This is a genomic window from Cellulomonas fengjieae, from assembly GCF_018388465.1.
Taxonomy (GTDB): Bacteria; Actinomycetota; Actinomycetes; order Actinomycetales; family Cellulomonadaceae; genus Cellulomonas; species Cellulomonas fengjieae.
The window spans coordinates 486,024-510,808 of sequence record NZ_CP074404.1; the positions used below are offsets into that span (position 1 = coordinate 486,024).

Genomic DNA, 24,785 nt, shown 5'->3' on the forward strand with positions numbered 1-24,785 from the left:
AGCGATCACGGTGCCTACCTCCCCACGAGGCCGGTGCGGTTGATGAGGGTGTCGAGCATCTCGTCGATGGCGGTCAGCACGCGGGCCGCACCTTCGTACGCACGCTGGGACGCGAGCATGTTCACGGTCTCCTCGTCGGTGTCGACGCTGGCCTGGGCGAGCTGCTGGCCGACGGCGGTGGAGCGCGCCGACTCCGCCACCTTGGCGCGCGACGCGGCCGAGGCCGTGCGCACGCCGAGCTCGACGACGGTGGTGCTCCACGCGGCGTCCGGTCCGTCCGCGGCCGTGCCGAGCCGCGAGATGGCGTCGCCGATCGAGCCGTCCAGCGCGCCGCGGCCGGGCGCGCCGACCGCCACGCCGGACGGGTCCGTGACCGCGACCGTCAGGCCGAGCGCGGCGGGCCGTCCCGCCGTGAACGCGAAGAAGTCGCCGCCGGGTGCGCCGCTGACGGTCACGGCGCCCGAGTGCAGGGTGTTGACCTTCTCGGCGATGGTCGTGGCGAGCGCGTCGTACCGTGCCGCCGCCTCGGTGAGGATGCCGCCGGTGCCCTTCGCGTCGGTGGGAGCCAGGACCGAGAGCAGACCGGCCACGCGTCCGCCGTCGAGCCCCGCGGCACGCGTCGGGTGGTCGGCCCAGACCACGGTCACCGGCTGGCCGGGGGCGCCGGCGTCGCCGGTCGCCTGCGCGAAGCTGGCCGCACCGGTGACGGCGAGCGCGCTCGGCCGGTTGCCGGAGACCAGGTAGTTGCCGCCGACCAGCACGTCGACCTGGCCGTCGGGACGCACGGAGACGGAGGCGCCGACGAGTCCCGACATCGACGTGACCAGCAGGTCCCGCTGATCGGCGAGCTCGTGGGCGGTCCCGCCGCTGTTCGTGATCTGCTGGATGCGGCCGTTGAGGTCCGCGATGCTCGCTGCGGCCGTGTTCACCTGGTCCACCAGCGCGACCGTGGTGGTGCGCGCGTGCGTCCACTGGGTCTGCGCCGCCGTGTAGAGCGTCCCGATGCGGTCGACGACCGCCGCGGCTCCCTCCAGCAGCACGGCCTTGGCCGCACCCTTGTCGGCCGTCTTGGCGACGTCGTCCCACGCGCCCCAGAACGAGGAGAGCTGGTTGGCGAGGCCCGTGGTCGCCGGCTCGCCGACGTTCGTCTCCAGGGTGGTGTACGCCTCAGCCCGGGCCGCCAGGTACGACGCGCCCGAGGTCTGCGTCCGCACGCTCGCGTCCAGGAACGCGTCGGCGAGCCGGTCGATGCTGGACACCCGCGTGCCCTGGCCGGAGCCGTCGTAGGTGGAGAACATCGACGGCACGGTGGCCGAGGGCAGGGCGGCGAGCGTCGCACGCTGGCGCGTGTAGCCCACGGTGTTCGCGTTGGCGATGTTCTGGCCGGCGACGTCGAGCGCCTGCCGTTGCGCGATGAGCGAGCTCAGCGCGGTGCCGAGTCCGGAGAAGGTGCTCACAGGTCCCCCTACAACGATCGGTCGACGAGCTGGGCGGTGGGTGCGGCACTCGCCGCCTGGCCGGAGCCGTCGTAGGTGTGCACCTCCTGGAGGGACAGGAGCGTCTCCTGCGTGGCGCGGTGCGACATGGCGAGCAGCTCGCGGTTGCCGTCGGCCAGCTGGGCGATCTCCGTGGTGAGGGAGGCGAACGCGTCGCGGTGCGCCCGCAGCAGCTCGTCCCACGGTGCCGGGGCGTGCTCCGCGAGCTGGGCGAGGCTGGCGCCCGGCTGCAGACCCAGCATGGCGGCGACCGCGTCGGCCTCCGCGGACCGGCCGATCTCTGCTGAGCGGATCTCGTCCAGGACGCTCTCGACCTCGCGCGTGGCGTGCCCGAGCCAGCGGCTGCGGCCGCTCGTGAGGATCATCTGCTCCTCCTCGAGCTTGAACAGGAGCAGGTCCAGCAGCGTGCGCTCGCGCCAGAGCACGTCGGACAGCCGGGTCAGTGCCATCGGCTCGTCATCCTTCCGTCGTGCGTGTGGGGTCATGGTGCTTCTGCTGCCCCTATCGACCGGTGCCGCTCGGCTCGTAACTGTTCCACGGCACGATCTGAGTCATGGGGACGCGTCATCATGACGGTCACGCCCGGCAGATCGGGACAGAAGTGCGTGATCACCTGCGGAATCGTCCGAATGCGACGTATGACCCGACGCCGTCCCGGCGGTGACATGTGACGTGCATCACACTGCCGAAGGCTCTTTTGTGACCGTGCCGCCGACATCCGCGTGATCACGCGGCCCGCCGGGAAAACGATTCAGACGCGTGCATCGGCCGCGACGGAGCGGATGTGAGCGTTCGCTCAAGCGCGAGGCCCGGGCAACCGACCGATCAGAGGTGACCAGCACCGCGCCCTCCGTCGACGAACTCGTCCTGGCGAACCTCCCCCTCGTCGGGTACGCCGTCAGCGAGCTCCTGCACCGCGTGCCGCCGAGCGTCTCGCGCGACGAGCTCGCCTCGGCGGGGAGCCTCGCGCTCGTGCTGGCCGCCCGGGCGTACGACCCGACGACGGGGGTCCCGTTCGCCCGGTACGCGTCGCTGCGGATCCGCGGCGCGCTGGTCGACGAGCTGCGCTCCATGGACTGGGCCTCCCGCGGGGCCCGGCACCGCGTCCGCGAGCTCGCCGGCACGGCCGAGCGCCTCACGGCGACCCTCGGCCGCACCCCGACCCGGGTGGAACTGGCCGACGCGATGGGGACGGACGTCGCTGCGGTGGACCGCGCCGCGCAGGAGACCGCCCGCCGGGTGCTCAGCCTCGACGCCGTCGACGCGTCCGTGGGCGACCTGGTCCGCGACGACGCGCCGAACCCGGAGGAGGTCCTGCTCACCGCGGAGCGCCTGCACTGGCTGCGCGCCGCCGTGCACACGCTGCCCGACCGGCTGCGCGTCGTGGTCGAGGGCGTCTTCCTGCAGGACCGCTCGGTCGCCGAGCTGGCCGACGAGCTCGGAGTCACGCAGTCGCGGGTCAGCCAGCTGCGCACCGAGGCCCTGGCTCTCCTGCGCGACGGCCTGAACTCCCACCTCGAACCCGACCTCGTCGCGCCGGTGGAGCGCCCGGACGGCGTCGCCGAGCGCCGCCGCCAGACCTACTTCGCCGCCGTCGCCGCCCGGGCGGCGATGAACGCGACCGCGGGGATCGTGCCCACGCAGCGGGCCCAGACGGACTCCGCGCCGTCGGTCTCGGCCTGACGAAAACTCGTCCCACCGAATTCCTCAGGCCGGGGCCGAGCAGCCCGATCGGAGGGGTAAGCCCACGGATGGGCTGTCCGGACCCGATTCAAGGAGGATGTTCACGATGGGTCTCTCGATCAACCAGAACATTGCGGCCGTCAACTCGTACCGCAACCTGTCCAACACGCAGAACGACCTGAGCAAGTCGCTCGAGAAGCTCTCGTCCGGCTTCCGCATCAACCGCGCTGCGGACGACGCGGCCGGCCTGGCGATCTCCGAGGGTCTTCGCTCGCAGGTCGGTGGCCTCAAGGTCGCCGCTCGCAACGCCCAGGACGGCATCTCGGTCGTGCAGACCGCTGAGGGCGCCATGACCGAGGTCCACGCCATCCTGCAGCGCGTGCGTGACCTGGGTGTGCAGGCGGGTAACGACTCGAACAACGCCGACGCCCGCACGAACATCAAGACCGAGGTCGACAGCCTCGCCGACGAGCTCACCCGCATCGGTGCCTCGACGAACTTCAACGGCACCGACCTGCTCAAGGGCGACACGATGACCTTCCAGGTCGGCGCGGGCAGCGACGCGGGCACGAACCAGATCGCGGTCACGCTGGCCGACGTCGAGGGCCTCGGCGCCACGATCAAGGCGCTGAGCTTCGACGGCGCGGACACCGCCCTGACGTCGATCGCAGCGATCGACACGGAGATCAAGGCCGTCTCGACCGCTCGTGCCGAGCTCGGTGCGGTGCAGAACCGGTTCGAGCACACCATCAAGAACATCAACGTCGCGGTGGAGAACCTGTCCGCGTCGGAGAGCCGGATCCGCGACACCGACATGGCGTCCGAGATGGTCTCGTTCACGCGGGCCCAGATCCTCTCGCAGGCCGGCACGGCGATGCTCGCGCAGGCCAACCAGATCCCCCAGGGCGTCCTGTCGCTCCTGCGGTGATCCTGACCCGGGCCGCGGATGACCTCCGCGGCCCGGGGTTCGACCAACCGGTGGCGGGCCGGCGCACAGCCGCCCGCCACCGGTGCACCACCCGGAAACCCTCAGCTCTCGGACGGACTCCCCATGGCTTCGCTCGGCATCGACGGACTGGTCAGCGGGTTGGACACGACCGCGCTGATCAACAGCCTGATGGCCGCCGAGGCCGCGCCGCAGACGCTGCTCAAGTCCAAGCAGACCTCGACCACCACGCTGGCGACCGCGCTCCAGGCGCTGAACGCCAGGGTCGCCTCGCTCGCCGAGTCCGCGACGAAGGCCGCCAAGGTCGACTCCTGGAACGCCACGGCGGCCACGGCGTCGGCCACATCCGTCACGGCGACGACGACCACCGGTGCCCAGCCGACCGCGCTGACCTTCACGGTCGACGCCGTCGCGCAGAGCCAGGTGTCGCTGACCCAACCGTTCAAGGACCTGGTGGACCTCACGGGCGGAGCGTCCACCCTGACGATCCGGAAGCAGGACGGCACCCTCACCGAGATCGCCGTCGGGACGGACGCCGCCGCAACAGCGCGCGCGATCTCGTCGTCCAGCGCGGGTGTGTCCGCAGTCGCGGTGACCGTCAACGGTGAGACCCGGCTCCAGCTGACCGGTACGTCCACGGGGGCGAGCGGAGGGTTCACTGTCCTCGCCGGCACCAAGGCGCAGGTCGAGGCGGGGACCGCCACCCCGATCGGCCTGACGGGTACTCGCACCGCGCAGGACGCGAAGATCACGCTCTGGCCCGGCAGCGGTGCCGCGCAGCAGGTCTCCTCCGCCACAAATGCCTTCACCGACGTGCTGGCGGGCACGAGCATCACGGTCTCCAAGCTGGAGACCGACCCGGTCACCCTGACGGTCGCCACCGACACCGCGGCGCTCACCAAGCTTGCGTCGGACCTCGTCGGCTCGCTCGGCGTCGTGCTGTCCGAGATCTCGTCGCGCTCCGCCGCGACGACCACGACCACCGCGGACGGCAGAACGGCCGTCACCGGCGGGCTGTTCTCCGGCGACAGCGCCGTGCGGGGGATCCAGCAGCAGCTGGCCACCGCCGCGTCCTACGGCGTGGACGGCGTCTCCCCGTCGAGCGTCGGGATCACCGTCGACCGCTACGGGGCCTTCACGTTCGACGACAAGGTGTTCGCGGCAGCGCTCGCGGCCGACCCCGAGAAGGTCCAGAAGGTCGTCGCCGGCCTCGCGCAGCGCGTCGCGGACGTCGCCACGGGTACGAGCGACAAGATCGACGGGACGCTGACGCTCAAGATCAAGGGCCAGCAGGGCATGGTCACCGACCTCGGCAAGCAGATCGAGGAGTGGGACCGCCGGCTGGCGATGCGCCGCGAGGCGCTCGCGGCCACGTACTCCGCCCTGGAGGTCACCCTCTCGGGCCTGAACTCCCAGTCGTCCTGGCTCTCCAGCCAGCTCGCCTCCCTGTCCACCTCGAGCTGACCCGACCGACCGAAAGGCACGTCCCATGCACAGCGTCCGCTCCCGGTACGTGACCTCCGCCGTCGAGACCGTCGGCCCGGCCCGCCTGCTGACCATGCTCTACGACCGGATGCTGCTCGACGTGGACCGCGGGATCGAGGCGCTGCAGGCCGGCGACCGCGTTCAGGCGAGCAGTCACCTGCAGCACGCCCAGGAGATCGTCGCCGAGCTCATGGTGAGCCTGCAGCCGGACGGCTGGGACGGCGGCGAGAAGCTCATGGCGATCTACCGCTACCTGCTGACCGAGCTGATCGGCGCCGCGGTCCAGGGCGACGCGGGCCGCGCGCAGGTGTGCCGGGACCTCGTGCTCCCGCTGGCCGACGCGTGGCACACCGCCGCGGACGAGCTCACGCGGGCGGCCGCCGCACCGACGGTCCCCGCCGTGACGACCGACGCGGTGATGGGCGCCAGGCTCCTCGGCGTCGGCTGACATGCCCACCGCCGACCTCGACGTCGCCGACCCCTGGGTCGTCGCCTGGTCGCTCGCGCTCGACGAGCTCGAGCTGGACGTGCAGACCGCCGAGGCGCTCCTGCGCGACGCCCACCTCACGAGCGTCGAGGTCGTCGCGCGCACCGTCGCGTGGCAGCCCCGCCGCGACCTGGGCCCGCTGCCCGCACCGCTGCAGGTCCGCGCGCGCGCCATCCTCGACCGGCAGCTCGAGACGTCCCGCCGCACGGCCGAGGCCATCACGCGCAGCCGGCGCCAGATCGCCGCCACCCGCGCGCTGCAGGGCCGCCCGCCCGAGGCCGCCGCGGTGTACGTCGACGCCGAGGCCTGACGAGCCCGACCCTCTGACCGGGTCTGACCGGTTCTGACCGGCTGGCCCGCGGTGCATCCGAGTGAACGGGCACCGTCCGCCGGGAGAACCCCTACACACCCGGACCGGCGCGTCGATGGGTGGATCGAGCACGGATCGCTCGCACAGCAGGCCACGGATCGGCCGACCTCGTTCTTGTCGTCGGTGAGGTGGACCCGCCATGGGCATGCTCGACTCCGTGAGCGCCGTAGCGCTGAACAGCGCGCTCGACGGCCTCGCCCTCCGCCAGCGCGTCATCGCCGACAACATCGCGAACATCCAGACGCCCGGGTACCAGGCGCAGCGCGTCTCCTTCGAGGAGGAGCTGTCGCAGGCGGTCAGCAAGGGTGACGGCGCGGTGACCGCGAAGGTCGCCCGGTCGCTCGAGCCGACGCGCGAGGACGGCAACAACGTCAACCTCGACACCGAGACGCTGCTCAACGTCGACACCAACCTGCGCTACCAGCTGGCGACCCAGGCGATCTCCGGCCAGTTCTCGTCGGTGCGCGCCGCGATGCGGACCAGCTGATGACGATCTTCGGCGCGATCGGCATCGCGAGCACCGGCCTGACCGTGCACCGCAAGTGGCTCGACGCCGTGAGCGACAACCTGGCCAACATCAGCACCGTCCGCGCCACGAGCGAGGACGCGTTCCAGCAGAAGTACGTCGTCGCGCAGGCCATGCAGGACGGCGGCGTGCAGGTGGCCGGCGTCCTCGAGGGCTCCGCGGAGGGACGGCTCGTGCACGAGCCCACCAACCCGCTGGCGGACGAGCAGGGCTACGTGCGTTACCCCGACATCGACATGTCGAGCCAGATGACCCAGCTGATCATGGCCCAGCGCGGCTACCAGGCGAACGCCGCCGTGGTGGACCGCGCCAAGGAGACCTACGCAGCGGCCCTCCAGATCGGACGATGACATGAGCCTCCCCCTCACCGCGGTCTCCGCGGTCACCCCCACCGCCTTCCTGGCCCCGACGACCGCGCCCACGGCGAGCGACCCCACCGCCGGTGCGGGCTTCGCCTCGGTGCTCGGGTCGATCGACCAGCTGCAGAACCTCCAGTCGACGTCGAGCAGCCTGGCTGTGCAGGCGGTCACGGGTGACCTCGACGACGTGCACGACTACACGATCGCCGCGGCCGAGGCCTCGACCGCGATCGAGCTGACCGCCGCGATCCGCAACAAGGCCGTCGAGGCCTTCTCCGAGATCATGCGGATGCAGGCCTGATGCCCGCGCAGATGCAGTCGGCGATGAACCGCCTGACGGCGGCCGTCAAGGCCTTCTCGCTGGCCCAGCGGACGCTCGCGATCATCGGCGTGGCCGTGCTCGTCCTCGGTGCCGTGGCGCTGAGCACCTGGCTGTCGAAGCCCACCATGAGCCCCCTGTTCACCAGCCTCTCCGGCGCGGACGCCAGCGCGATCGTCGACGAGCTCGAGACGGCGGGCGTCTCCTACCAGCTGGCCGACGGCGGCTCGACGGTGCTCGTCCCCGCCGACCAGCTCTACGGCCAGCGGATCAAGCTCGCGGCGGCCGGCCTGCCGTCCAACGCGGACGGCGGCGGGTACTCGCTGCTGGACGAGATGCCGATGACGTCCTCGGAGTTCCAGCAGCAGAAGACCTACCAGCGGGCGCTCGAGGGCGAGCTGGCCAAGACCATCGGAGCGATCGACGGCGTCGACGTCGCCACCGTGCGCCTGGCGATGCCCGAGGACACCGTCTTCGTGTCCGAGAAGGCCGACCCGACCGCGTCGGTGTTCGTGCGCACCACCACCGGCGTCCACCTGGGTGCCGACCAGGTGCAGTCGATCGTGCACCTGGTGTCCGCCGGCATCGAGGGCATGCAGCCCACCGACGTCGCCGTCATCGACTCCACCGGCCAGGTGCTGTCCGCGGTGGGCTCGGGGACCACGGGCGGTGGGCTCGCCGGCCGCCAGACCAACGAGTACGAGGAGCGGGTCCGCGGCGCGGTCCAGGCGCTGCTCGACCAGGTGGTCGGCGTGGGTCACTCCGCGGTGACCGTGACGGCCGAGCTGGACTACGACGAGACCCAGCGCACGGTCGAGCAGTTCTCCGCCAGCGAGGGCACGCCCCCGCTCGCGTCGTCGAAGACCACCGAGGACTACACGGGCTCCGGTGGCGCGGCCACCGGCGTGCTCGGGCCGGACAACATCGCCGTCCCGGAGGACGGGTCGGGGTCCGGCACGTACACGTCGACCACCGAGGACGTCCAGAACGCCGTGAACAAGAGCACCGAGGTGACCAAGGCGGCGCCGGGTGCCGTCGAGCGCCAGTCCGTCGCCGTCGCGGTCGACACCAACGCCGCCGCCGGGATCGACATGGCCGGCCTCTCGACGATGGTCGCCGCCGCGGCGGGCATCGACCCCGAGCGCGGCGACACGATCGCCGTGGAGAGCATGGTGTTCGACACCTCCCAGGCCGAGGCGGCCCAGGAGGCCCTGGCGGCGGCGGACGCCGAGGCCGAGGCCGCCGCGGGCAAGTCCTTCATCCGGCAGGCCGCGATCGGCGGAGCGGCCCTGCTGCTGGCGATCATCGTGGTCATCGTGTTCGCCCGCCGCTCCGGAAAGTCGCGGCGCACCACGCTCGACCTGGGCGAGATCACGCTTGCCCCCGGACCGGGCGACCCGCTCGGGATCGAGGGCGTCGCGGACGCGCTGCCCGTCCTGCCGGCCGCACCGTTGCCCGCCGCGCCCGACCCCGTGGCCGTCAAGCGGGCCGAGATCAGCGCGCTGGCCGACGAGCAGCCCGAGGAGGTCGCGGACCTGCTGCGCGGCTGGCTCGTCGGCGCCGGCCCCGCCAAGGGGCGCGGACGATGAGCACGTTGACCGGGTCGCAGAAGGCCGCGATGCTCCTGCTGCAGCTGGGCCGCGACCGCGCCGCACGCGTCATGGCGCAGCTCGACGTCGCCGAGATCGAGGAGCTGACCGGGGAGATCCTGCGGCTCGAACGGGTCGACCAGGGCCAGGCGGACGAGGTGCTCGAGGAGTTCTACGCCGCCTCCGTCATCGGTCCCGGCGTCGGCGGGGGGCTGGGCCTGGCCCAGCACCTGCTCGAGGCATCGCTGGGGGCCGACCAGGCCGCGGGCGTCCTGGAGCGCCTGCAGACCAGCATGGCCGGCAAGCCGTTCGAGTTCCTGCAGCAGGCCGACGCCCGCCAGGTGGTGTCGCTGCTGTCCGGTGAGCACCCCCAGGCGATCGCGCTCGTGCTCGCGCACCTGCGCCCCGAGCACGCGTCGGCCATCCTCGCCGGGCTCGAGCCGGACCTGCAGGGCGAGGTCGCGCACCGCATCGCGGTCATGGAGCGCGCGTCGCCCGACGTCGTCACCGTCGTCGCCGAGTCGCTGCAGCGCAAGGCCTCCGCGGTGCTCCAGCCGCGCGAGCTGGCCCCGGTGGGCGGCGTGCAGCCGCTGGTGGAGATCATCAACCGCGCCGACCCGACCACCGAGAAGCTGATCCTCGAGGGCCTGTCCAGCCGCGACGAGGCGCTGGCCGAGGAGGTCCGCAGCCGGATGTTCGTCTTCGGCGACATCGTGCTGCTCGAGGACCGGGCCATGCAGCTGGTCCTGCGCCAGGTGGAGACGGCCGCGCTGTGCGTGGCGCTCAAGGGTGTGACGACCGAGGTGCGCGAGACCGTGCTGCGCAACCTGTCCGAGCGCGCCCGGGAGAACCTGGTCGAGGAGATCGAGCTGCTCGGGCCGGTGCGCCTGTCGCAGGTCGAGGACGCCCGTGCGGAGATCGTCCAGAGCATCCGCCGGCTCGAGGAGAGCGGGCAGATCGTCATCCGCCGCGACGGGGAGGACGAGTACGTTGCGTGAGCTGCGCGAGGGGTTCGTGCCGCTCACGGTCGCGAGCACGGGGTCCGGACCCGCGGCGTTCGCGCCCGCCGGCTTCGCCGCCGCCGGGTCCGCGTCGTCCGCGGGCCAGGCCGTCGCCTTCCGGCCGGCCGTGCTGGGCGTCCCGGAGGTCGACGTCGCGGTGCACGCCGCCGCTCGCGCCGCCGGGTTCGCCGCTGGCTTCGCCGCCGGGGCCCGCCAGGCCGCGGCCGCGGCCGAGCTCGAGGCCGAGCTGGTCGCCACCCGCCGCGCCGCCGACGACGAGGCCGCCGCCCGCGCGCTCGCGGCCGCCCTCGGCGTGCTGGCGTCCGCCGCGGCCGCCGCGCAGGCCCGCACGGCGCCCGTGCTCGCGCAGGCCGAGTCCCTCCTGCACGCGGGTGCCCTCGAGCTGGCCCGCGCGGTGCTCGGAGTCGAGCTGTGCGATGCCGAGCGGTCCGCGACCGCGGCGCTCGGTCGGGTCCTGCGTCAGCCGCGCGTCCCCGAGGTCGTGACCGTCCACCTGCACCCCCGGGACCTCGACGTGCTGCGCGCGGTCGGTGCCGACGCGGCGCCGGACGGCGTGGTGCTCGTGGCTGACGCGTCGCTGGCCCCCGGCGACGCGCTCGCCCGGCACGACGACGGCTACCTGGACGCCCGGATCGGTAGCGCGCTCGAGCGCGCCGCCGCGGCGCTGGTCGACGACGCACCGAGCGGTGACGTCCTGGGCGACGCCCGCCAGACGGGGGACCTGCGATGACCACGATGCTGCACAGCCGGTGGGACGACGCGCTCGACGCGGTCGCCCCCGAGGTCGTCGGGACCGTCCGTGGTGTGGTCGGCCTGTCGATCGACGTGGCCGGCACCGGTGCGGCGGTCGGTGAGCTGCTGCGGCTCGGGGAGGGGTCGTCCGCCGTCCTGGCCGAGGTCGTCGCCACGTCCGGCGGCACCGTGCGCTGCATGCCGCTGGGCGCGACGGGGGGCATGCGCGCCGGGATGCCCGCCCGACCGCTGGGCACCGCGCTGCGCGTGCCGGTCGGCGCCGGTCTGCTGGGCCGCGTGCTCGACGGGCTCGGCCGGCCCATCGACGGCTTGGGCCCCCTGCGGGCCGACGCGTGGGTGCCCGTCGAGGGTCACGCCCCGCACCCGCTGGATCGGGCACGCGTGGACACGCCCCTCGACCTGGGCGTCCGCGTGCTCGACACGCTCGTCACCGTCGGGCGCGGGCAGCGCCTGGGCCTGTTCGCCGGCTCCGGCGTGGGCAAGTCGAGCCTGCTGTCGATGATCGCGCGCGGCACGGACGCCGAGGTGTCCGTCATCGCGCTCGTCGGGGAGCGCGGCCGCGAGGTGCGCGAGTTCCTCGAGGACGACCTGGGGCCGGAAGGGCTGGCCCGCAGCGTCGTCGTCGTCGCCACGTCCGACGAGCCGCCGCTGGTGCGACTGCGCTCCGCGTTCGTCGCCACCCGGATCGCCGAGCACCTGCGCGACGGCGGGGCGCACGCGGTGCTGATGATGGACTCCCTCACGCGCGTCGCCATGGCGCAGCGCGAGATCGGGCTCTCCGTGGGGGAGCCGCCCGCCACGCGCGGGTACCCGCCGAGCACGTTCGCGCTGCTGGCCCAGCTGCTGGAGCGCGCGGGCACGGGTGCGACGGGCTCGGTCACCGGTCTGTACACGGTGCTGGTGGACGGTGACGACCACAACGAGCCGATCGCCGACGCCGCCCGCTCGATCCTCGACGGCCACGTCGTGCTGGACCGGCGGCTGGCCGTCGCGGGGCACTTCCCGAGCGTCGACGCGCTCGCCTCCATCAGCCGCGTCGCGTCGCGGGTCACGTCCCCGGACCGCCAGCTGCTCGCCCGCCGCCTGCGCGCCGTGATGGCGGCCCGCCGGCAGGCGCAGGACCTGCTGGACGTGGGCGCGTACGTCGCGGGCTCCAACCCGCTGGTCGACGCGGCCGTCACGCACGGTCGCGCGATCGACGCGTTCCTGCAGCAGCCGATGGACCAGGCGGCGCCGGCCGAGCAGTCGTGGACGCACCTCGCGGCGCTCGTCGGCGCGCTGGGGGACCCGTCGTGACGCGCATCTTCCCGCTCGCCGGACTCCTGCGCCTGCGTGCGCTCGCCGAGGACCAGGCCGCCGCCGAGCTCGCTCTCGCCCGCCGCGAGCAGGCCGCCGCCGAGCGGCGTGCCCGGGAGACCGCCGACCGCCTGGCGGGCTCCTCGATGCCCGTGGTCGGGGACCGCCTTGCCTGGCACGCCGCCGTCGCGGGGCGCGCGGCGCTCGGTGCGCTGCTGACGGAGCGCCGGGTCGAGGTGGGCGGTGCCGAGGCGCTGACCGTCGACCGATCCGTGGCGTGGACGGACGCCCGCCAGCAGGTGCGCGCGCTGGAACGCCTCGGGGAGCGGCACGACGAGGCGGAGCGCGCCGAGGAGGCGCGCGCGGAGCAGCGGGTGCTCGACGAGATCGCCGGCAGGCGCCCCCCGACGACGCCGGAGCAGGACGCATGAGCGCCGGGATCGCGGCCGTGCAGGCACGCATCGGTGAGCTGCGGGCGCTGGTCGAAGGTCCGTCGGCCACGGTGTCGACGGGTTCTGCGTCGACCGGGTCCGCGTCGGTGTCCACCGTGGCCAGCGCGTCGTTCGGCAGCGCCCTGGCCGCCGCCTCCGTGCCCGCCACGACCGCCGCACCCGCGTCCGCCACCGGGCAGGGGCTCGTCGCTGCGGCGACGAAGTACCTCGGCGTCCCGTACGTGTGGGGCGGGGAGTCGCTCGACGAGGGCGGGCTCGACTGCTCCGGGCTGGTGCAGCGCTCGCTCGCGGACATCGGCGTGACCCCGGTGCCCCGCACCGCCCGCGAGCAGATGACCCTCGGCACCGCGGTGCCGTCGCTCGACCAGGCGCTGCCCGGGGACCTCGTGGTCTTCGGCGGCGGAAACCACATCGGCATCTACGTAGGAGAAGGCCGGATGATCGACGCCCCGAAGCCTGGCAAGGCCGTGACCGTGCGCGAGGTCTACACGGAGCCGACGGCGATCCGCCGGATCCTTCCGCAGGCGGGCGCCGTGCCCGTCGCCATGTCCGTCGCGACGGACGCCGCCGTGCCCGTCGCGACGGACGCCGCCGTGCCCGTCGCGACGGACGCCGCCTCGGCGGTCGCCTCGGCGCAGCGAGCCGCGCTCCAGGCCCTCGTGGGTCTGGGCGCGTCCGGTTCGGGGGTGGCGGCATGACCGCCACCGTGACGGCGCTGCTGCCGGGCGGGCCGCGGAACGCGCGGCCGGGCGCCGGAGCGCCGCAGGGCGACTTCGCGCAGGTGCTCGAGCGGATGGCGGCATCCCAGGGTCGCGACGCCCCGGGCATCCGGCCGCGGGACCGCGTCGACGGCCCCGGGGTCCGCTCACGGGAGAGCGCGCCGACCACCGGCCCGTCGTCGGACCGGAGCCGGGAGGCATCGCCGGGGACGGCGTCGACCGACCCGGCGGACGGCACGGACGCGCCCGGGGGACCGGTCGGCACCGACGCTCCCGCGACCAGCGCGGCGTCCACCGACGCGGCCCCGGTCGCCGAGCAGTCCGCGGCGCTCGTCGCGATGCTCGCCGCCGCACCGGCCGCACCCGCACCGGGCGCGGTCCCCGTGACCGACGCTGCGCCGACCGACGCGTCGATGACGGACGCTGCGACGACCGACGCACCCGCCGTCGGGGCTGCACCTGTCGCCCCCGCTCCGCCCGCCGGTACGACCGGCGTCACGGGTGCGGCCACCACCGCCCCCGTCGGCCCGCAGGCCGCCTCGACCGCCACGGCCGCACCGGTTCCGTCGGCGTTTCGCGGGGTGACGCCCGCGGTGACGGAAGGACCCTCGCTCGTCGCCGCGGAGCCGACGACGGTCGCCGACGCGGATCCCTCGTCGAGCCCGTCCACCCTTGCCCCCGCGACGCCGACGGACCGTGCCGTCGTCGCACCCACGGCCCCTGCGGCGGCTCCCGCGGCCGGTGTCGGGACCGCACCCGCACCCGCGGCACCGGCGCCCGCACCCGCCCCGCCGACGCAGGCCGCGCCGACGCAGGCCCCGCCGCTCGCCGAGCAGCTCGGTGCGCGCCTGACCGCCCTGACCGGCCCCGGCGGGCTGAGCCATGGCCGGCACGTCCTGACCGTCCCGATCGACCCGGAGAACCTCGGACCGGTGCGGATCGTCGCCCACATCGGGCCCGAGTCGGTCCGCGTCGAGCTGGTGGGCGTGACCGACGCCTCGCGCGAGGCCCTGCGCGGGGTGCTGTCCGAGCTGCGGCGGGACCTCGCCGCGAGCGGGATGACCGTCGACGTCGGCCCGGGCGGCGACCGGTCCCAGGGCCACGAGCCCGACGGCCGCGACGCGGTGCCCTGGCAGCAGGCACGCGGACCCGCGGCGCCGGTCGCCGCCGTGCCCGTCGCCCCGGACCGACCACCGTCCCGAGGACTCGACCTCCTCGCCTGAGCACCCGCCCCCACGAACCCCGGAGACAGCATGTCCATCGACGTCTCGTACACCGCGGCCACCGCCGCCACCGGCACCACCCCCCAGACCACCGCCAGCAACGGCGACCTGGACAAGCAGGCGTTCCTCGACCTGCTGGTCGCGCAGCTGCGCAACCAGGACCCGAGCAGCCCCATGGACTCGTCGCAGCTCATGGCGCAGACCACCCAGCTCACCACCATGGAGAAGCTCGTCGAGCTCTCCGACACCTCGCGCGAGTCGTTCGCGCTGCAGATGCGCATGGCCGCTGCCGCCCTCGTGGGGCAGCAGGTCAACTGGACCGACGCCGACGGCGCCAGTCACAACGGCACGGTCTCCGGCGTCTCCTACGCCGGCTCCGTACCCACCGTGACGGTGGGGGACAAGACGATCGCGCTCGACGCCGTCGCAGCTGTCACCGCACCCACCACCCCCACCGCCTGACCTCCTCGAAGGGAACCGACATGCTCCGCTCGCTCTTCTCCGGCATCAGTGGCCTCCGCAGCCACCAGACCATGCTCGACGTCACCGGCAACAACATCGCCAACGTCAACACCACCGGCTTCAAGTCGTCGCAGACCCAGTTCCAGGACACGCTCAGCCAGGTCCTGCAGAACGCGGGCGGCGCCCAGGCGGGCACCGGTGGCACCAACCCGGCGCAGGTCGGCCTCGGCGTGCGCGTCGCGGGGATCACCACCAACTTCACGCAGGGTGCGTCGCAGATCACCGGGCGCAGCACCGACATGATGATCCAGGGCGACGGGTTCTTCATCGTGCGCAAGGGCGCCGAGTCGTACTACACGCGGGCGGGCTCGTTCGACTTCGACTCGACCGGCCAGATGGTCCTGCCGGGCGAGGGCGCCCTGGTCCAGGGCTGGACCGCGACCAACGGTGTCGTCGACACCAACGGTCCGCTCACGGACCTGCGGCTCCCTGCCGGCTCGGTCATGCCGGCGGTCGCCACGACGTCCGCCGTCTACGAGGGCAACCTCGACGCGACGGCCGCCGCCGGGACCGTCCTGGAGCGCACGGTGAAGGTGTTCGACTCGACCGGCGTCGAGCGCGAGCTGGCCCTCACGTTCACCAAGTCGGCCACCGGGTGGTCGGTGTCCGCCTCGGACGGCACCGGGCCCGCCTCGGAGGCGGACCTCGTGTTCGACGGCAACGGCACCCTGACCAGCCCGACCGGTCTGACCGTCGGCGCCGTGGCGGTCGACATCTCGGCGCTCAAGGGGTTCGCGGGGCTCGACACGGTCAAGGCCAAGTCCCAGGACGGGCAGGCCGCCGGGACGCTGCAGAGCTTCGCGCTCGGCGCCGACGGCACCATCACGGGCGCGTTCAGCAACGGGCTCAAGCAGACCGTCGGCCGCCTGGCCCTCGGCTCGTTCACCAACCCGTCGGGCCTGGAGAAGGCGGGCGGCTCGCTGTTCCGCACCTCGGTGAACTCCGGCGAGCCGCAGGTCGGCGCGGCCGGTACGGGCGGGCGCGGGTCGCTGGCGGGTGGCGCGCTCGAGATGTCGAACGTCGACCTGTCCAGCGAGTTCACGTCGCTGATCGTGGCGCAGCGCGGGTTCCAGGCGAACTCCCGCGTGATCACGACCTCGGACGAGGTGCTCCAGGAGCTGGTGAACCTCAAGCGCTGACAGCTGTGGAAGGGCCCGGCCGTCGTGCGGCCGGGCCCTTCTGCGTCGTCGAGACGGACCATCGCGGGCCTGTGCGCTGGCCGGTGGTCCCGCGCGTGGGCGTGGCGGTGGCACCCTGCGGGCTCGTCCCGCCGTCAGGACGTGGCCCAGTGCCCGGGCGGTCGGGCGAGCACGACCACGGATCGACAACCTCCCCGGGCTGTGGGCGGCTCGGTGAGGTGGCCTGTGTATATGTTTGTGCAGGTCAGGGCATTGATCCGGATGTCCGGTTCGAATAGAATCGCACGTATGTTCGATACGATGGTGCGGGTCGGTGACGTGGCGGCGCGGGTGCGCGACGCCGCCGCCGACCTGGCTGCCGTGTCCCGGGCCAGCTCGGGCTGGAGCGCTGCGGAGCGGGCCTCAGCGTTGGCCGCGGTCGCGTCGGGGCAGGCTGCGTTGGCCGAGGCGCGGGCGCACCTGCTGGTCGCCGACCGTGACGCCGGGGACACCGTGCGCCCCGGGGACCGCTCGTTCGAGGCCGCGCACGCCCGGGCCTCCCGGGCGGGGATCGGTGAGGCGACGCGCAGGTGCGTCAGGCCGACGCGTTGGTCTCGATGCCGGTGGTGGCTGCGGGGGTGCGGCAGGGGTCGGTGCCGTTGCCGCACCTGGACGCGTTGGCGAGGGTCGCCGCGACCGCGTCCCCCCAGGTGGCCTCGGTGTTGCGTACTCCGGACACCCAGCAGGCGGTGCTGGCGATGGCCCGGACGCGGTCGGCGCCGGACTTCGCTCGGGCGTTGGCCCGGTTCGTGGCCACCCAGGACCCGGCCGGGGTGCAGGGCGAGCACGACCGGCAGTACCGGGAACGGTTCTTGTCGTTGTCGGCCCAGCCTGACGGGGTGTTCCTCAAGGGCCGCCTGGACCGGGTCGCCGGGGAGAGCCTGCGGGTGGCGTTGGACGCGATGGGCCAGTTCGGCGACCAGACCCGCTCCCCAGGCCAGGCCAGCGCCGACGCGTTGACCATGCTCGCGGAGAAGGTCTGCGCCCGAACCGGCCCACGTGCGGGTGTGGGCGGCAGTGCCGAGGGTGATGCGACGGAGCCGGGGACGGGCGGTGCTGCTGGTGCGGTGGGGTCCGGGACGGTCAGTCGTGCGCATGTGTCGTTGCTGGTGGCGGCCGAGACGGTCGCGGAGCTGATCGCCCATGAGAGGGCCGGGGCGGATGTGGTGGCTCCGCCGGTCCGGCTGCCGTGGGGGACGGTGGCGCCGGCGACGTTGGAGGACGGCACCCCGGTGGCGATGTCCGAGCTGGCCCGGGTGCTGTGCCAGGCCGACCTCACCCGGATCGTCATGTCCGCCGAAGGCCTGCCCCTGGACGTGGGCCGCACCCGACGGTTGTTCAGCACCGCCCAACGCCGGGCGGTGGTCGTCCGGGACGGGCAGTGCGTGTGGAACGGGGGCGAACAGCACGCCTCCCGCTGCGAGGTCCACCACGTGCGCTGGTGGGGCCGCGATGCCGGCCCGACGTCGGTGGCCAACGCTGCACTGCTGTGCCGGTTCCACCACTCCGAGGTCCACCGCCTGCACCTGTCCATCGAACGACTCGCGAAACCACCGGGCTGGGTGCTGCGACAACAAGGCATAGCCGCCGCGGGCGGGGCGGGGCGAGGCGGCCTCGGTGACGTCCTCAACGGCGGCGTTGGTGGCGATGGTGGCGAGCCCGGCGGGCTGCAGCCCATGCGGTACGTCTTCCGCGACACCCGCGGCCTCACCGTCAACGCACCCGACGGATACCAACCTGGCCGGTGACGGGAGGGCGGCTGGATGGCTGGACGCTCCCGCTCCCGCGGGCACGCCGGCGAGGTCGACCCCGCCGATCCCTCCAGTTCGGAGTGCTCGTGCCGATTGCACGGGAGACGCCAGTGCGCGATGTCCGTTCGGACACCGCTGGTCCGCACGAAGCACGCTGGTCGATCGGGGGAGGGCGGCTCATGGAAGGCATCACGGCGATCGCGCAGCGCATGGCGCAGATCCAGTCGATCGTGGCGCCACGGCCGCCCGCCGCGAGCGCGGGGGCTGCCGGCACCGCGGTGAGCGCCTCAGGGACGGCCTTCTCCGACCTGCTGGCCCAGGAGGTCGCCCGCACCGCGGCAACCGCGTCGACCGCCGCCACGGCGGCCGCCGGGACCTCGACCGCCGGAACCCCGACCGCCGGGCAGTCGGCGGCCACGCGGCTGGGTGGCGACGGCGTGCCGACGGAGCTCGCGGCGTACGGCAACGGGAAGATCCCGCCGGCCGCGCTGCAGGAGGTGGGCACCACGGGCCACCGGCTCTGGGCGCCCGCCGCGCAGGCGCTGACGGGGCTGATCACCGCGGCGGCCGCAGACGGCGTCAAGGTCGGCATCACGGACTCGTACCGCTCCTACGCGGGCCAGGTCGACGTGGCGCAGCGCAAGGGTCTGTACAGCCAGGGCGGGCTCGCGGCCGCGCCGGGGACCAGCGACCACGGCTGGGGACTGGCGGTCGACCTGGACCTCGACGCGACGGCGCAGGCCTGGATGCGGGCGCACGGAGCGGAGCACGGCTTCGTCGAGGACACCCCCCGCGAGCCGTGGCACTGGGCCTACACGCCCTGATCGCCCGGTCGTCGTCGGGAACAACTCCTCAGATCCGCATGGTCGTCACCGATCGGAGAGGTATGCGGGCCCACGGATGGGCCCGGCAGCGGCGACAGCCGCAGCAGGACCAGGTGACCAGGGACGGGTATCGCCGTGATTGTCGTGACGCGACTTGCCGGGGGGCAGTTCGGGGTGAACCCCGACCTCATCCAGCGCATCGACAGTGCGCCCGACACCATCCTGACCCTCATCGACGGCACGAAGTACATCGTCGCCGAGTCGATGACGGAGGTCATCGGCCGCATCCACGAGCACCGCTCGCAGATCCTCGCCCGCGCGCAGGCCATCCAGGTCCAGCCGCGCATGGAGCTGGTGCCCGACCTGCCGGAGTCCGACGACCCCGTCGACCCTGACGCCCCCGACGGGTACGCCCACGGCGGCTCCGTGCCGCCTGCCGTCCCCCTGCGACCGAGGAGCGTGTGATGGATCCCGCTGGCCTGATCGGCATTGGCGTCGCGTTTGCCGCGATCTTCGGGGCGCTGCTCCTCGAGGGCGCCGACCCGATGTCGATCTTCCTTCCCGCACCCCTGCTGCTCGTCTGGGTGGGCACCATCGGCGTCGGCATCGCCGGCCACACCATCAAGGACGTGATCGCGTCGTTCAAGGCGGTCCCGCGCGCCCTGCGCAGCAAGGCCCCGGACCCCGCCGCGACCGTCGACATCGTCGTCGGGCTGGCCGACCGCGCCCGCCGCGAGGGCCTCCTCGCGCTCGAGGACGAGACGCGCACGATCGACGACCCGTTCCTGCGCGGCGGGCTGCAGGCCGCCATCGACGGCACGGACCCGGACGACCTGCGCACGATCCTCGAGGACAAGATCTCCACCAAGCGCACGCGGGACCGGGTGCACTCCAAGTACTTCGTGGACATGGGCGGCTACGCACCGACCATCGGCATCATCGGCACGGTCATCTCGCTGGTGCACGTGCTGGAGAACCTGTCGGAGCCCGCCGCGCTGGGCCACTCGATCGCGGCGGCGTTCGTCGCGACGCTCTGGGGCATCCTGTCCGCGAACGTCGTCTGGCTTCCGCTGGGCGCCCGCATCCGGCGCATCTCGGACCTGGAGTGCAACCAGATGGAGGTGACGCTCGAGGGCCTGCTCGCGGTCCAGGCGGGCGCCAACCCGCGCCTGGTCGGGGAACGCCTGCGCAGCCTGCTGCCCGAGGCGCCGCCCACGAAGACCGACAAGGCAGCCGCATGAGCACCGCCACCGCGCACCGTGGTCGCCGCCGGGGCGGTGACCACGAGGAGGAGCACGTCAACCACGAGCGCTGGCTGGTCAGCTACTCGGACATGATCACCGTGCTGATGGCGCTGTTCATCGTGCTGTTCGCCATCAGCCAGGTGGACCAGGAGAAGTACGTCGCGCTGCGCGACAGCCTCTCCGCGGGCTTCCAGGACGGCACCATGAAACCGTCGGTGCTGGACGGGAGCGCGGGCACGCTGGACGGTGCGAGCATCGTGCCGGAGACCACCCCGGCGACGGGGACCGCCGGCATGGTCAGCGCCGACAGCGGCCTGGGCATGCAGGGGGCACAGCCCGTGACCCAGACGGCGGAGCCGACGAGCGCGACCGCGGTGGACCCCGAGGTGCTCGCGGCAGCCGAGAAGGAGGCCGCGCGGCTCGAGCAGATGCGCGCCCAGATCGCGGCCAGCCTCGCGGCCAACGGCCTGGACGGCACCGTCCGCTTCCGGATCGACGAGCGCGGGCTGGTGCTCGGGCTGGTGGCCGACGACGTCTTCTTCGCCGCGGCGAGCGCCGAGATGACCCCGACCGCGCGCCGCGTGCTGGACGTCGCCGGCCCGACCCTGGTGGGCATCGGCGAGCAGATCTCGGTGGAGGGGCACGCCAACGTCATCCCCGTGGCAGGCCGGTACCCGACCAACTGGGAGCTCTCCACCGACCGTGCGACCCAGGTGCTGCGCCACCTGGTCGAGACCGACGGGATGCCGGGCGGCCGGATCATGGCCGTCGGCTTCGGCGACACCCGTCCGCTCGTGCCCGGCGACTCGGCCGACGCCCTCGTGCAGAACCGCCGCGTCGACCTCGTCATCCTCAGCGCCGCACCCGAGCAGGTGCGCGCCCTCGTCCCGGCCCTGACTGCGAAGGGATAGCACCGTGCCCATCGAGCAACGCGTCGTCGCCGGAGGCAAGATCGGCGGCGCCAACAAGATCGGCGGCAGCGCCTCGTCCACGGCCACGGCCGGGCAGGACGACGACGCCCCGAAGTCGAAGAAGAAGAAGCTGCTCCTGCTGGCCGTCGTGGCCGTGGTGCTGCTGGGGGGTGGAGCCGCGGCGTACCTGCTGCTCGGCAAGGGTCCCGCCGAGCCGGAGCCCGAGCCCGCACCCGTGGCCGGCGCCGTCGTCGAGGTCGAGCCCGTGAGCCTCAACCTCGCGGACGGCCACTACCTGCGCCTCGGCATGGCCCTGCAGCTCACGGAGGACGTGGGGGAGGAGGCCCCCGACACCGCGCGGGCCCTCGACCTGGCCATCGCCCTGTTCTCGGGCCGCACGATCGCCGAGGTCTCCGACCCGGCCAACCGTGAGGCCCTGACCGCGGAGCTGGCGCACCAGCTCCAGGAGACCTACGAGGGGGAGGTGATGGACGTCTACCTGACCAACTACGTCACGCAGTAGGCGCGGCCGCGGCAGGCCGCAGCCCACACAGTCGGGGCGCCACGGAGGGCGCCACACCGCTCCGCACGCAGGATCATCGACCCAGGACGGGTCGGCGCGGAGAAGAAGCGCACGCGCCAACCGCTCAGAACCCGCGCGCGCGCGCCGATGGGCAGCACGTGACGGTCCAGGACACGATGCCCACGCGCACGGCCACGCCCGTGGCGCGCCGCGGACGCACCGCTGAGCCCGAGCCCTACGACTTCCGGCGGCCGCTCACGCTCCCGCGCGACCACGCGCGCCACCTCGAGATGGCGTTCGAGCGGTTCGGTCGGCAGTTCGGCAACCAGCTCACCGCCCGGCTGCGGACCCTGACCCACCTCACGCTCGACGAGCTGTCCCTGAGCACGTACGACGAGTACGTCAACATGCTCCCCACACCGACCGCGATGGTGCTCTGCACCGTGACGCACACGCGTCAGACGGCGATGCTCCAGCTCCCCGTCGCGGCGACGCTCGTGTGGATCGACTACCTGTTCGGTGGCGACGGGCGTGGCGACGACCGCGAGGGCCGCGAGCTCACCGAGATCGAGCTCACCCTGGTGACCGACCTCCTGCAGCACTCGCTGAGCGACCTCGAGTACGCGTTCGCCGGCCTCGCGCCGCTCGCCGTGACCGTGCGCGGCGTGCAGTACAACCCCCAGTTCGTGCAGGCCGCAGGTGTCTCCGACGCCGTGCTCGTCGCGTCGTTCACCCTCCGGGTGGGCGAGCGTGAGGACGTCGTCACCCTGATGCTGCCCGCCGACACGATGCTCGCCACGCTGCGCGCCGCGGAGGGTCCGGTCGCGCGGTCCGACGACGAGCGCGCCGCCGCCGCGCTCGCCTACGCGGACCTGGAGCGCGCCGTGCAGGACGTGCCCGTCGAGGTCGCCGTCCGCTTCGCCCCCGTCGTCATCCACCCCCGCGACATCGTGCACCTCGCCGTCGGCGACGTGCTGCCGCTGTCCCACCCGTCGACCGAGCCGCTGGACGTGGTCGTCGACGGGGTCGTGCTCGCCCGTGCCGCCGCCGGCAGCCACGGGTCCCGGCTCGCCTGCCGCGTCGTCACCGTCGAGGAGAACCCCGCATGAACATCGCCGAAGTCCCGACGGCCCGCACCGCCGCCGACGTGGACGCCGCCGCCGGCGTGCGGGAGGTCGCCCTGGCCGCGGCCGCCGCCGCCGCCGAGCTGGTCCCGTCCGCGATGGCACTCACCGCCGTGCCGACCGATCACACGGACGTGCCGCGGGACGCGACGGCCCTGGTCGCCTCGTTCGTCGGCTCGCCCAGCGCCGAGATCGCCCTCGTGGCAGCCGACGTCGTCCAGGAGGCGCTGCTGTCCGCCGCGGCCGCCGGCACGCCCCTGGGGCTGGCCGACGCGCTGCGCCCCGCGCTCGAGGCCGCCGCGGCCGTCCTGGGCGCGGGCGTCCTGGAGCCGGGCCGCTCCGAGCCGGTGGCCGGCGTGCTCGGACCCGACACGCAGGTGGTCGCCCTCCAGCAGGGCGGTGTGACCACGGCGTGGTTCGCTCTCCGCCTGCGCGGGCCCCGGGTCACCGCGCCGGCCGCACCGGCGGCCCCGCGGGCCAGCCTGCGCATGCTCTACGACGTCGAGATGACGCTCACCGCGGAGATCGGCCGCACGCGGCTGCCGGTGCGTCAGGTCCTCGAGCTGGCCCCCGGGGCCGTGCTGGAGCTGGACCGCACCGCGGGCAGCCCCGCGGACGTCATGGTCAACGGGCGGCTCGTCGCGCGCGGCGAGGTCGTCGTCGTCGACGAGGCCTACGGCATCCGCGTCACGGAGATCGTGCCGGGCACGGAGCCAGGCCTCTGATGGACTCCGCGATGCTCGTGCTCCGGGTCCTGCTGGCCCTGACCTGCGTGGTCGGGCTCATCTGGTACCTGGGCCGTCGGCTCGGCGGCGGACGACCGCAGCGGTCGTCGCGCGAGCACACGGTCACGCTCGTCGGCCGGCAGGCCGTCGGGCGGCACACGGGCGTCGCCGTCGTCGCGGTGGGCAACCGTCGGCTGCTGCTCGGGTACGGCGACCAGCAGGTGACGCTGCTCACCGAGCTCGGCCCCGTCGTGGACCTGCCGGCCGACCCGAGCGTCGCGCAGCCCGGCCCGGCCCGGGACTGGGTGTCCTCGGCGCTCGCCAGGACCCGCGGCGTCCCCGCTCCGCACGCCGCTCCCGACGCCACGTTCGTCACGGACGCTGCGCCCGGCGAGCCCGTCGCGAACGACGACCTCGCCGCCGACGGCCGCTCGGCGCTGCAGGGCTCGATCCTCGCGCCGGACACGTGGCGCCAGGCCGTGCGCACCCTGCAGGACCGCACGGTGCGTCGATGACCTTCGCGTCGATGATCTTCGCCCCCGTGCCGCCGTCCCCGCCGACGTCGCCGGCTGCCCCCGCGCTGGGCGACACCGTCACGGTCGCCGTCAACGGCGTGAACGGCGCCCCGAGCAGCTCGATCGTCGTCCTGCTCGCCATCACCGTGCTGTCCGTCGCCCCCGCGCTGCTGCTGATGACGACGAGCTTCACCAAGATCTTCGTCGTCCTGTCCTTCACGCGGAACGCGCTGGGGCTCCAGGGCGTACCGCCCAACCAGGTGCTCGCCGGCCTCGCGCTGTTCCTCAGCCTCTTCATCATGGCGCCCGTGCTCGGGAACGTGAACGAGCTCGGGATCCAGCCCTACCTCGCGGGCGACGCGACCTTCGCGCAGGCGGTCGAGGCGGGCAAGGCCCCGCTGCAGACCTTCATGCTCGAGCACACCCGCGAGCAGGACCTCGCCCTGCTCACCCGCGCGGCGGACCTGCCCAACCCCGAGGACCCGTCGGCGGTGCCCTTCACCACGCTCGTCCCGGCGTTCCTGCTGTCGGAGCTGCGGTCGGCGTTCATCATGGGGTTCGTCATCTTCGTGCCGTTCCTGGTGATCGACCTCGTGGTCTCGGCGTCGCTGATGTCGATGGGCATGATGATGCTGCCCCCGGTGATGATCTCCCTGCCGTTCAAGCTGCTGCTCTTCGTGCTCGTCGACGGCTGGGGCCTGGTGGTGACCGCGCTGGTCGGCTCGTACACCGGGGCGGGGTAG

At 73.5% G+C, this 24,785-nt stretch carries 29 protein-coding genes; 27 read left to right on the top strand and 2 right to left on the bottom strand.

The features are described 5' to 3' along the window. Nucleotides 1-14 precede the first annotated feature (14 nt). Nucleotides 15-1,457 carry a flagellar hook-associated protein FlgK gene (gene flgK / locus KG102_RS02245; protein ID WP_208210084.1) on the bottom strand — a complete coding sequence of 481 codons (1,443 nt, stop codon included), beginning with the start codon at nt 1,455-1,457 and terminating at the stop codon, nt 15-17. 8 nt (nt 1,458-1,465) lie between these two features. Further along, entirely contained in the window at nt 1,466-1,945 is a 480-nt protein-coding gene (gene flgN / locus KG102_RS02250; protein WP_208210083.1) for a flagellar export chaperone FlgN, read from the bottom strand. A 382-nt stretch (nt 1,946-2,327) separates the two neighbouring features. On the opposite strand from flgN, the gene KG102_RS02255 reads away from it, so the two are divergent. The 27 genes from KG102_RS02255 (at nt 2,328) to fliP (ending at nt 24,785) form a co-directional block, all read left to right on the top strand. Further along, nucleotides 2,328-3,179, top strand: coding sequence for a sigma-70 family RNA polymerase sigma factor (locus KG102_RS02255; RefSeq protein ID WP_208289535.1), 852 nt, complete (start codon nt 2,328-2,330; stop codon nt 3,177-3,179). A gap of 106 nt (nt 3,180-3,285) precedes the next feature. Then, on the top strand, nt 3,286-4,107 hold the full coding sequence (locus KG102_RS02260; RefSeq protein ID WP_208210081.1) for a flagellin N-terminal helical domain-containing protein: 822 nt from the start codon (nt 3,286-3,288) through the stop codon (nt 4,105-4,107). A gap of 123 nt (nt 4,108-4,230) precedes the next feature. Then, nucleotides 4,231-5,589, top strand: coding sequence for a flagellar filament capping protein FliD (gene fliD, locus KG102_RS02265; RefSeq protein WP_208289534.1), 1,359 nt, complete (start codon nt 4,231-4,233; stop codon nt 5,587-5,589). A 25-nt stretch (nt 5,590-5,614) separates the two neighbouring features. Continuing rightward, a complete protein-coding gene (locus KG102_RS02270) occupies nt 5,615-6,058 on the top strand; it encodes a flagellar export chaperone FliS (RefSeq protein ID WP_208210079.1) in 444 nt (147 codons plus the stop codon). Between the two features lies 1 nt (nt 6,059). After that, on the top strand, nt 6,060-6,407 hold the full coding sequence (locus KG102_RS02275) for a hypothetical protein (protein ID WP_208210078.1): 348 nt from the start codon (nt 6,060-6,062) through the stop codon (nt 6,405-6,407). Between the two features lie 205 nt (nt 6,408-6,612). Then, a complete protein-coding gene (gene flgB, locus KG102_RS02280; protein ID WP_208211006.1) occupies nt 6,613-6,954 on the top strand; it encodes a flagellar basal body rod protein FlgB in 342 nt (113 codons plus the stop codon). After that, on the top strand, nt 6,954-7,343 hold the full coding sequence (locus KG102_RS02285) for a flagellar basal body rod protein FlgC (protein WP_208210077.1): 390 nt from the start codon (nt 6,954-6,956) through the stop codon (nt 7,341-7,343). Before flgB ends, KG102_RS02285 begins: the two co-directional genes overlap by 1 nt. A gap of 1 nt (nt 7,344) precedes the next feature. After that, complete coding sequence (gene fliE / locus KG102_RS02290) at nt 7,345-7,653, top strand: flagellar hook-basal body complex protein FliE (RefSeq protein WP_208210076.1); 309 nt, start codon at nt 7,345-7,347, stop codon at nt 7,651-7,653. Beyond that, on the top strand, nt 7,653-9,260 hold the full coding sequence (fliF, locus tag KG102_RS02295; RefSeq protein ID WP_208289533.1) for a flagellar basal-body MS-ring/collar protein FliF: 1,608 nt from the start codon (nt 7,653-7,655) through the stop codon (nt 9,258-9,260). Before fliE ends, fliF begins: the two co-directional genes overlap by 1 nt. Next, nucleotides 9,257-10,258 (top strand): flagellar motor switch protein FliG, encoded by a 1,002-nt coding sequence (fliG, locus tag KG102_RS02300; RefSeq protein ID WP_208210074.1) that lies wholly within the window; start codon nt 9,257-9,259, stop codon nt 10,256-10,258. Before fliF ends, fliG begins: the two co-directional genes overlap by 4 nt. Continuing rightward, nucleotides 10,251-11,012, top strand: a complete 762-nt coding sequence (locus KG102_RS02305; RefSeq protein WP_208289532.1) for a FliH/SctL family protein — start codon at nt 10,251-10,253, stop codon at nt 11,010-11,012. Before fliG ends, KG102_RS02305 begins: the two co-directional genes overlap by 8 nt. Next, a complete protein-coding gene (locus KG102_RS02310; RefSeq protein ID WP_208289531.1) occupies nt 11,009-12,331 on the top strand; it encodes a FliI/YscN family ATPase in 1,323 nt (440 codons plus the stop codon). Before KG102_RS02305 ends, KG102_RS02310 begins: the two co-directional genes overlap by 4 nt. Then, nucleotides 12,328-12,762: a flagellar FliJ family protein gene (locus KG102_RS02315; protein ID WP_208289530.1), complete on the top strand. Its 435-nt coding sequence runs from the start codon at nt 12,328-12,330 to the stop codon at nt 12,760-12,762. Before KG102_RS02310 ends, KG102_RS02315 begins: the two co-directional genes overlap by 4 nt. Continuing rightward, complete coding sequence (locus tag KG102_RS02320; protein ID WP_208289529.1) at nt 12,759-13,481, top strand: C40 family peptidase; 723 nt, start codon at nt 12,759-12,761, stop codon at nt 13,479-13,481. The genes KG102_RS02315 and KG102_RS02320 overlap by 4 nt, the downstream gene beginning before the upstream one ends. Further along, entirely contained in the window at nt 13,478-14,725 is a 1,248-nt protein-coding gene (locus KG102_RS02325; RefSeq protein ID WP_208289528.1) for a flagellar hook-length control protein FliK, read from the top strand. Before KG102_RS02320 ends, KG102_RS02325 begins: the two co-directional genes overlap by 4 nt. Before the next feature lie 30 nt (nt 14,726-14,755). Next, nucleotides 14,756-15,187 (top strand): flagellar hook assembly protein FlgD, encoded by a 432-nt coding sequence (locus KG102_RS02330; protein ID WP_208210068.1) that lies wholly within the window; start codon nt 14,756-14,758, stop codon nt 15,185-15,187. 20 nt (nt 15,188-15,207) lie between these two features. Beyond that, entirely contained in the window at nt 15,208-16,386 is a 1,179-nt protein-coding gene (locus KG102_RS02335; RefSeq protein ID WP_208210067.1) for a flagellar hook protein FlgE, read from the top strand. A 569-nt stretch (nt 16,387-16,955) separates the two neighbouring features. After that, nucleotides 16,956-18,173, top strand: coding sequence for an HNH endonuclease (locus KG102_RS02340; protein WP_208289527.1), 1,218 nt, complete (start codon nt 16,956-16,958; stop codon nt 18,171-18,173). 182 nt (nt 18,174-18,355) lie between these two features. Continuing rightward, a complete protein-coding gene (locus KG102_RS02345) occupies nt 18,356-19,000 on the top strand; it encodes a M15 family metallopeptidase (RefSeq protein WP_208289526.1) in 645 nt (214 codons plus the stop codon). 144 nt (nt 19,001-19,144) lie between these two features. Further along, entirely contained in the window at nt 19,145-19,465 is a 321-nt protein-coding gene (locus tag KG102_RS02350) for a flagellar FlbD family protein (RefSeq protein WP_249667437.1), read from the top strand. Then, on the top strand, nt 19,465-20,241 hold the full coding sequence (locus tag KG102_RS02355) for a motility protein A (protein WP_208210063.1): 777 nt from the start codon (nt 19,465-19,467) through the stop codon (nt 20,239-20,241). Before KG102_RS02350 ends, KG102_RS02355 begins: the two co-directional genes overlap by 1 nt. Next, nucleotides 20,238-21,155: an OmpA/MotB family protein gene (locus tag KG102_RS02360; RefSeq protein WP_208289525.1), complete on the top strand. Its 918-nt coding sequence runs from the start codon at nt 20,238-20,240 to the stop codon at nt 21,153-21,155. Before KG102_RS02355 ends, KG102_RS02360 begins: the two co-directional genes overlap by 4 nt. Nucleotides 21,156-21,159: 4 nt before the next feature. Next, nucleotides 21,160-21,678 (top strand): flagellar basal body-associated FliL family protein, encoded by a 519-nt coding sequence (locus tag KG102_RS02365; protein WP_208210061.1) that lies wholly within the window; start codon nt 21,160-21,162, stop codon nt 21,676-21,678. 176 nt (nt 21,679-21,854) lie between these two features. Further along, nucleotides 21,855-22,787, top strand: a complete 933-nt coding sequence (locus KG102_RS02370) for a flagellar motor switch protein FliM (protein ID WP_208210060.1) — start codon at nt 21,855-21,857, stop codon at nt 22,785-22,787. After that, nucleotides 22,784-23,527 carry a flagellar motor switch protein FliN gene (gene fliN / locus KG102_RS02375; RefSeq protein ID WP_208210059.1) on the top strand — a complete coding sequence of 248 codons (744 nt, stop codon included), beginning with the start codon at nt 22,784-22,786 and terminating at the stop codon, nt 23,525-23,527. The genes KG102_RS02370 and fliN overlap by 4 nt, the downstream gene beginning before the upstream one ends. Then, nucleotides 23,527-24,042: a FliO/MopB family protein gene (locus KG102_RS02380; RefSeq protein ID WP_208289524.1), complete on the top strand. Its 516-nt coding sequence runs from the start codon at nt 23,527-23,529 to the stop codon at nt 24,040-24,042. Before fliN ends, KG102_RS02380 begins: the two co-directional genes overlap by 1 nt. Then, nucleotides 24,039-24,785 (top strand): flagellar type III secretion system pore protein FliP, encoded by a 747-nt coding sequence (gene fliP, locus KG102_RS02385; protein WP_243884593.1) that lies wholly within the window; start codon nt 24,039-24,041, stop codon nt 24,783-24,785. Before KG102_RS02380 ends, fliP begins: the two co-directional genes overlap by 4 nt.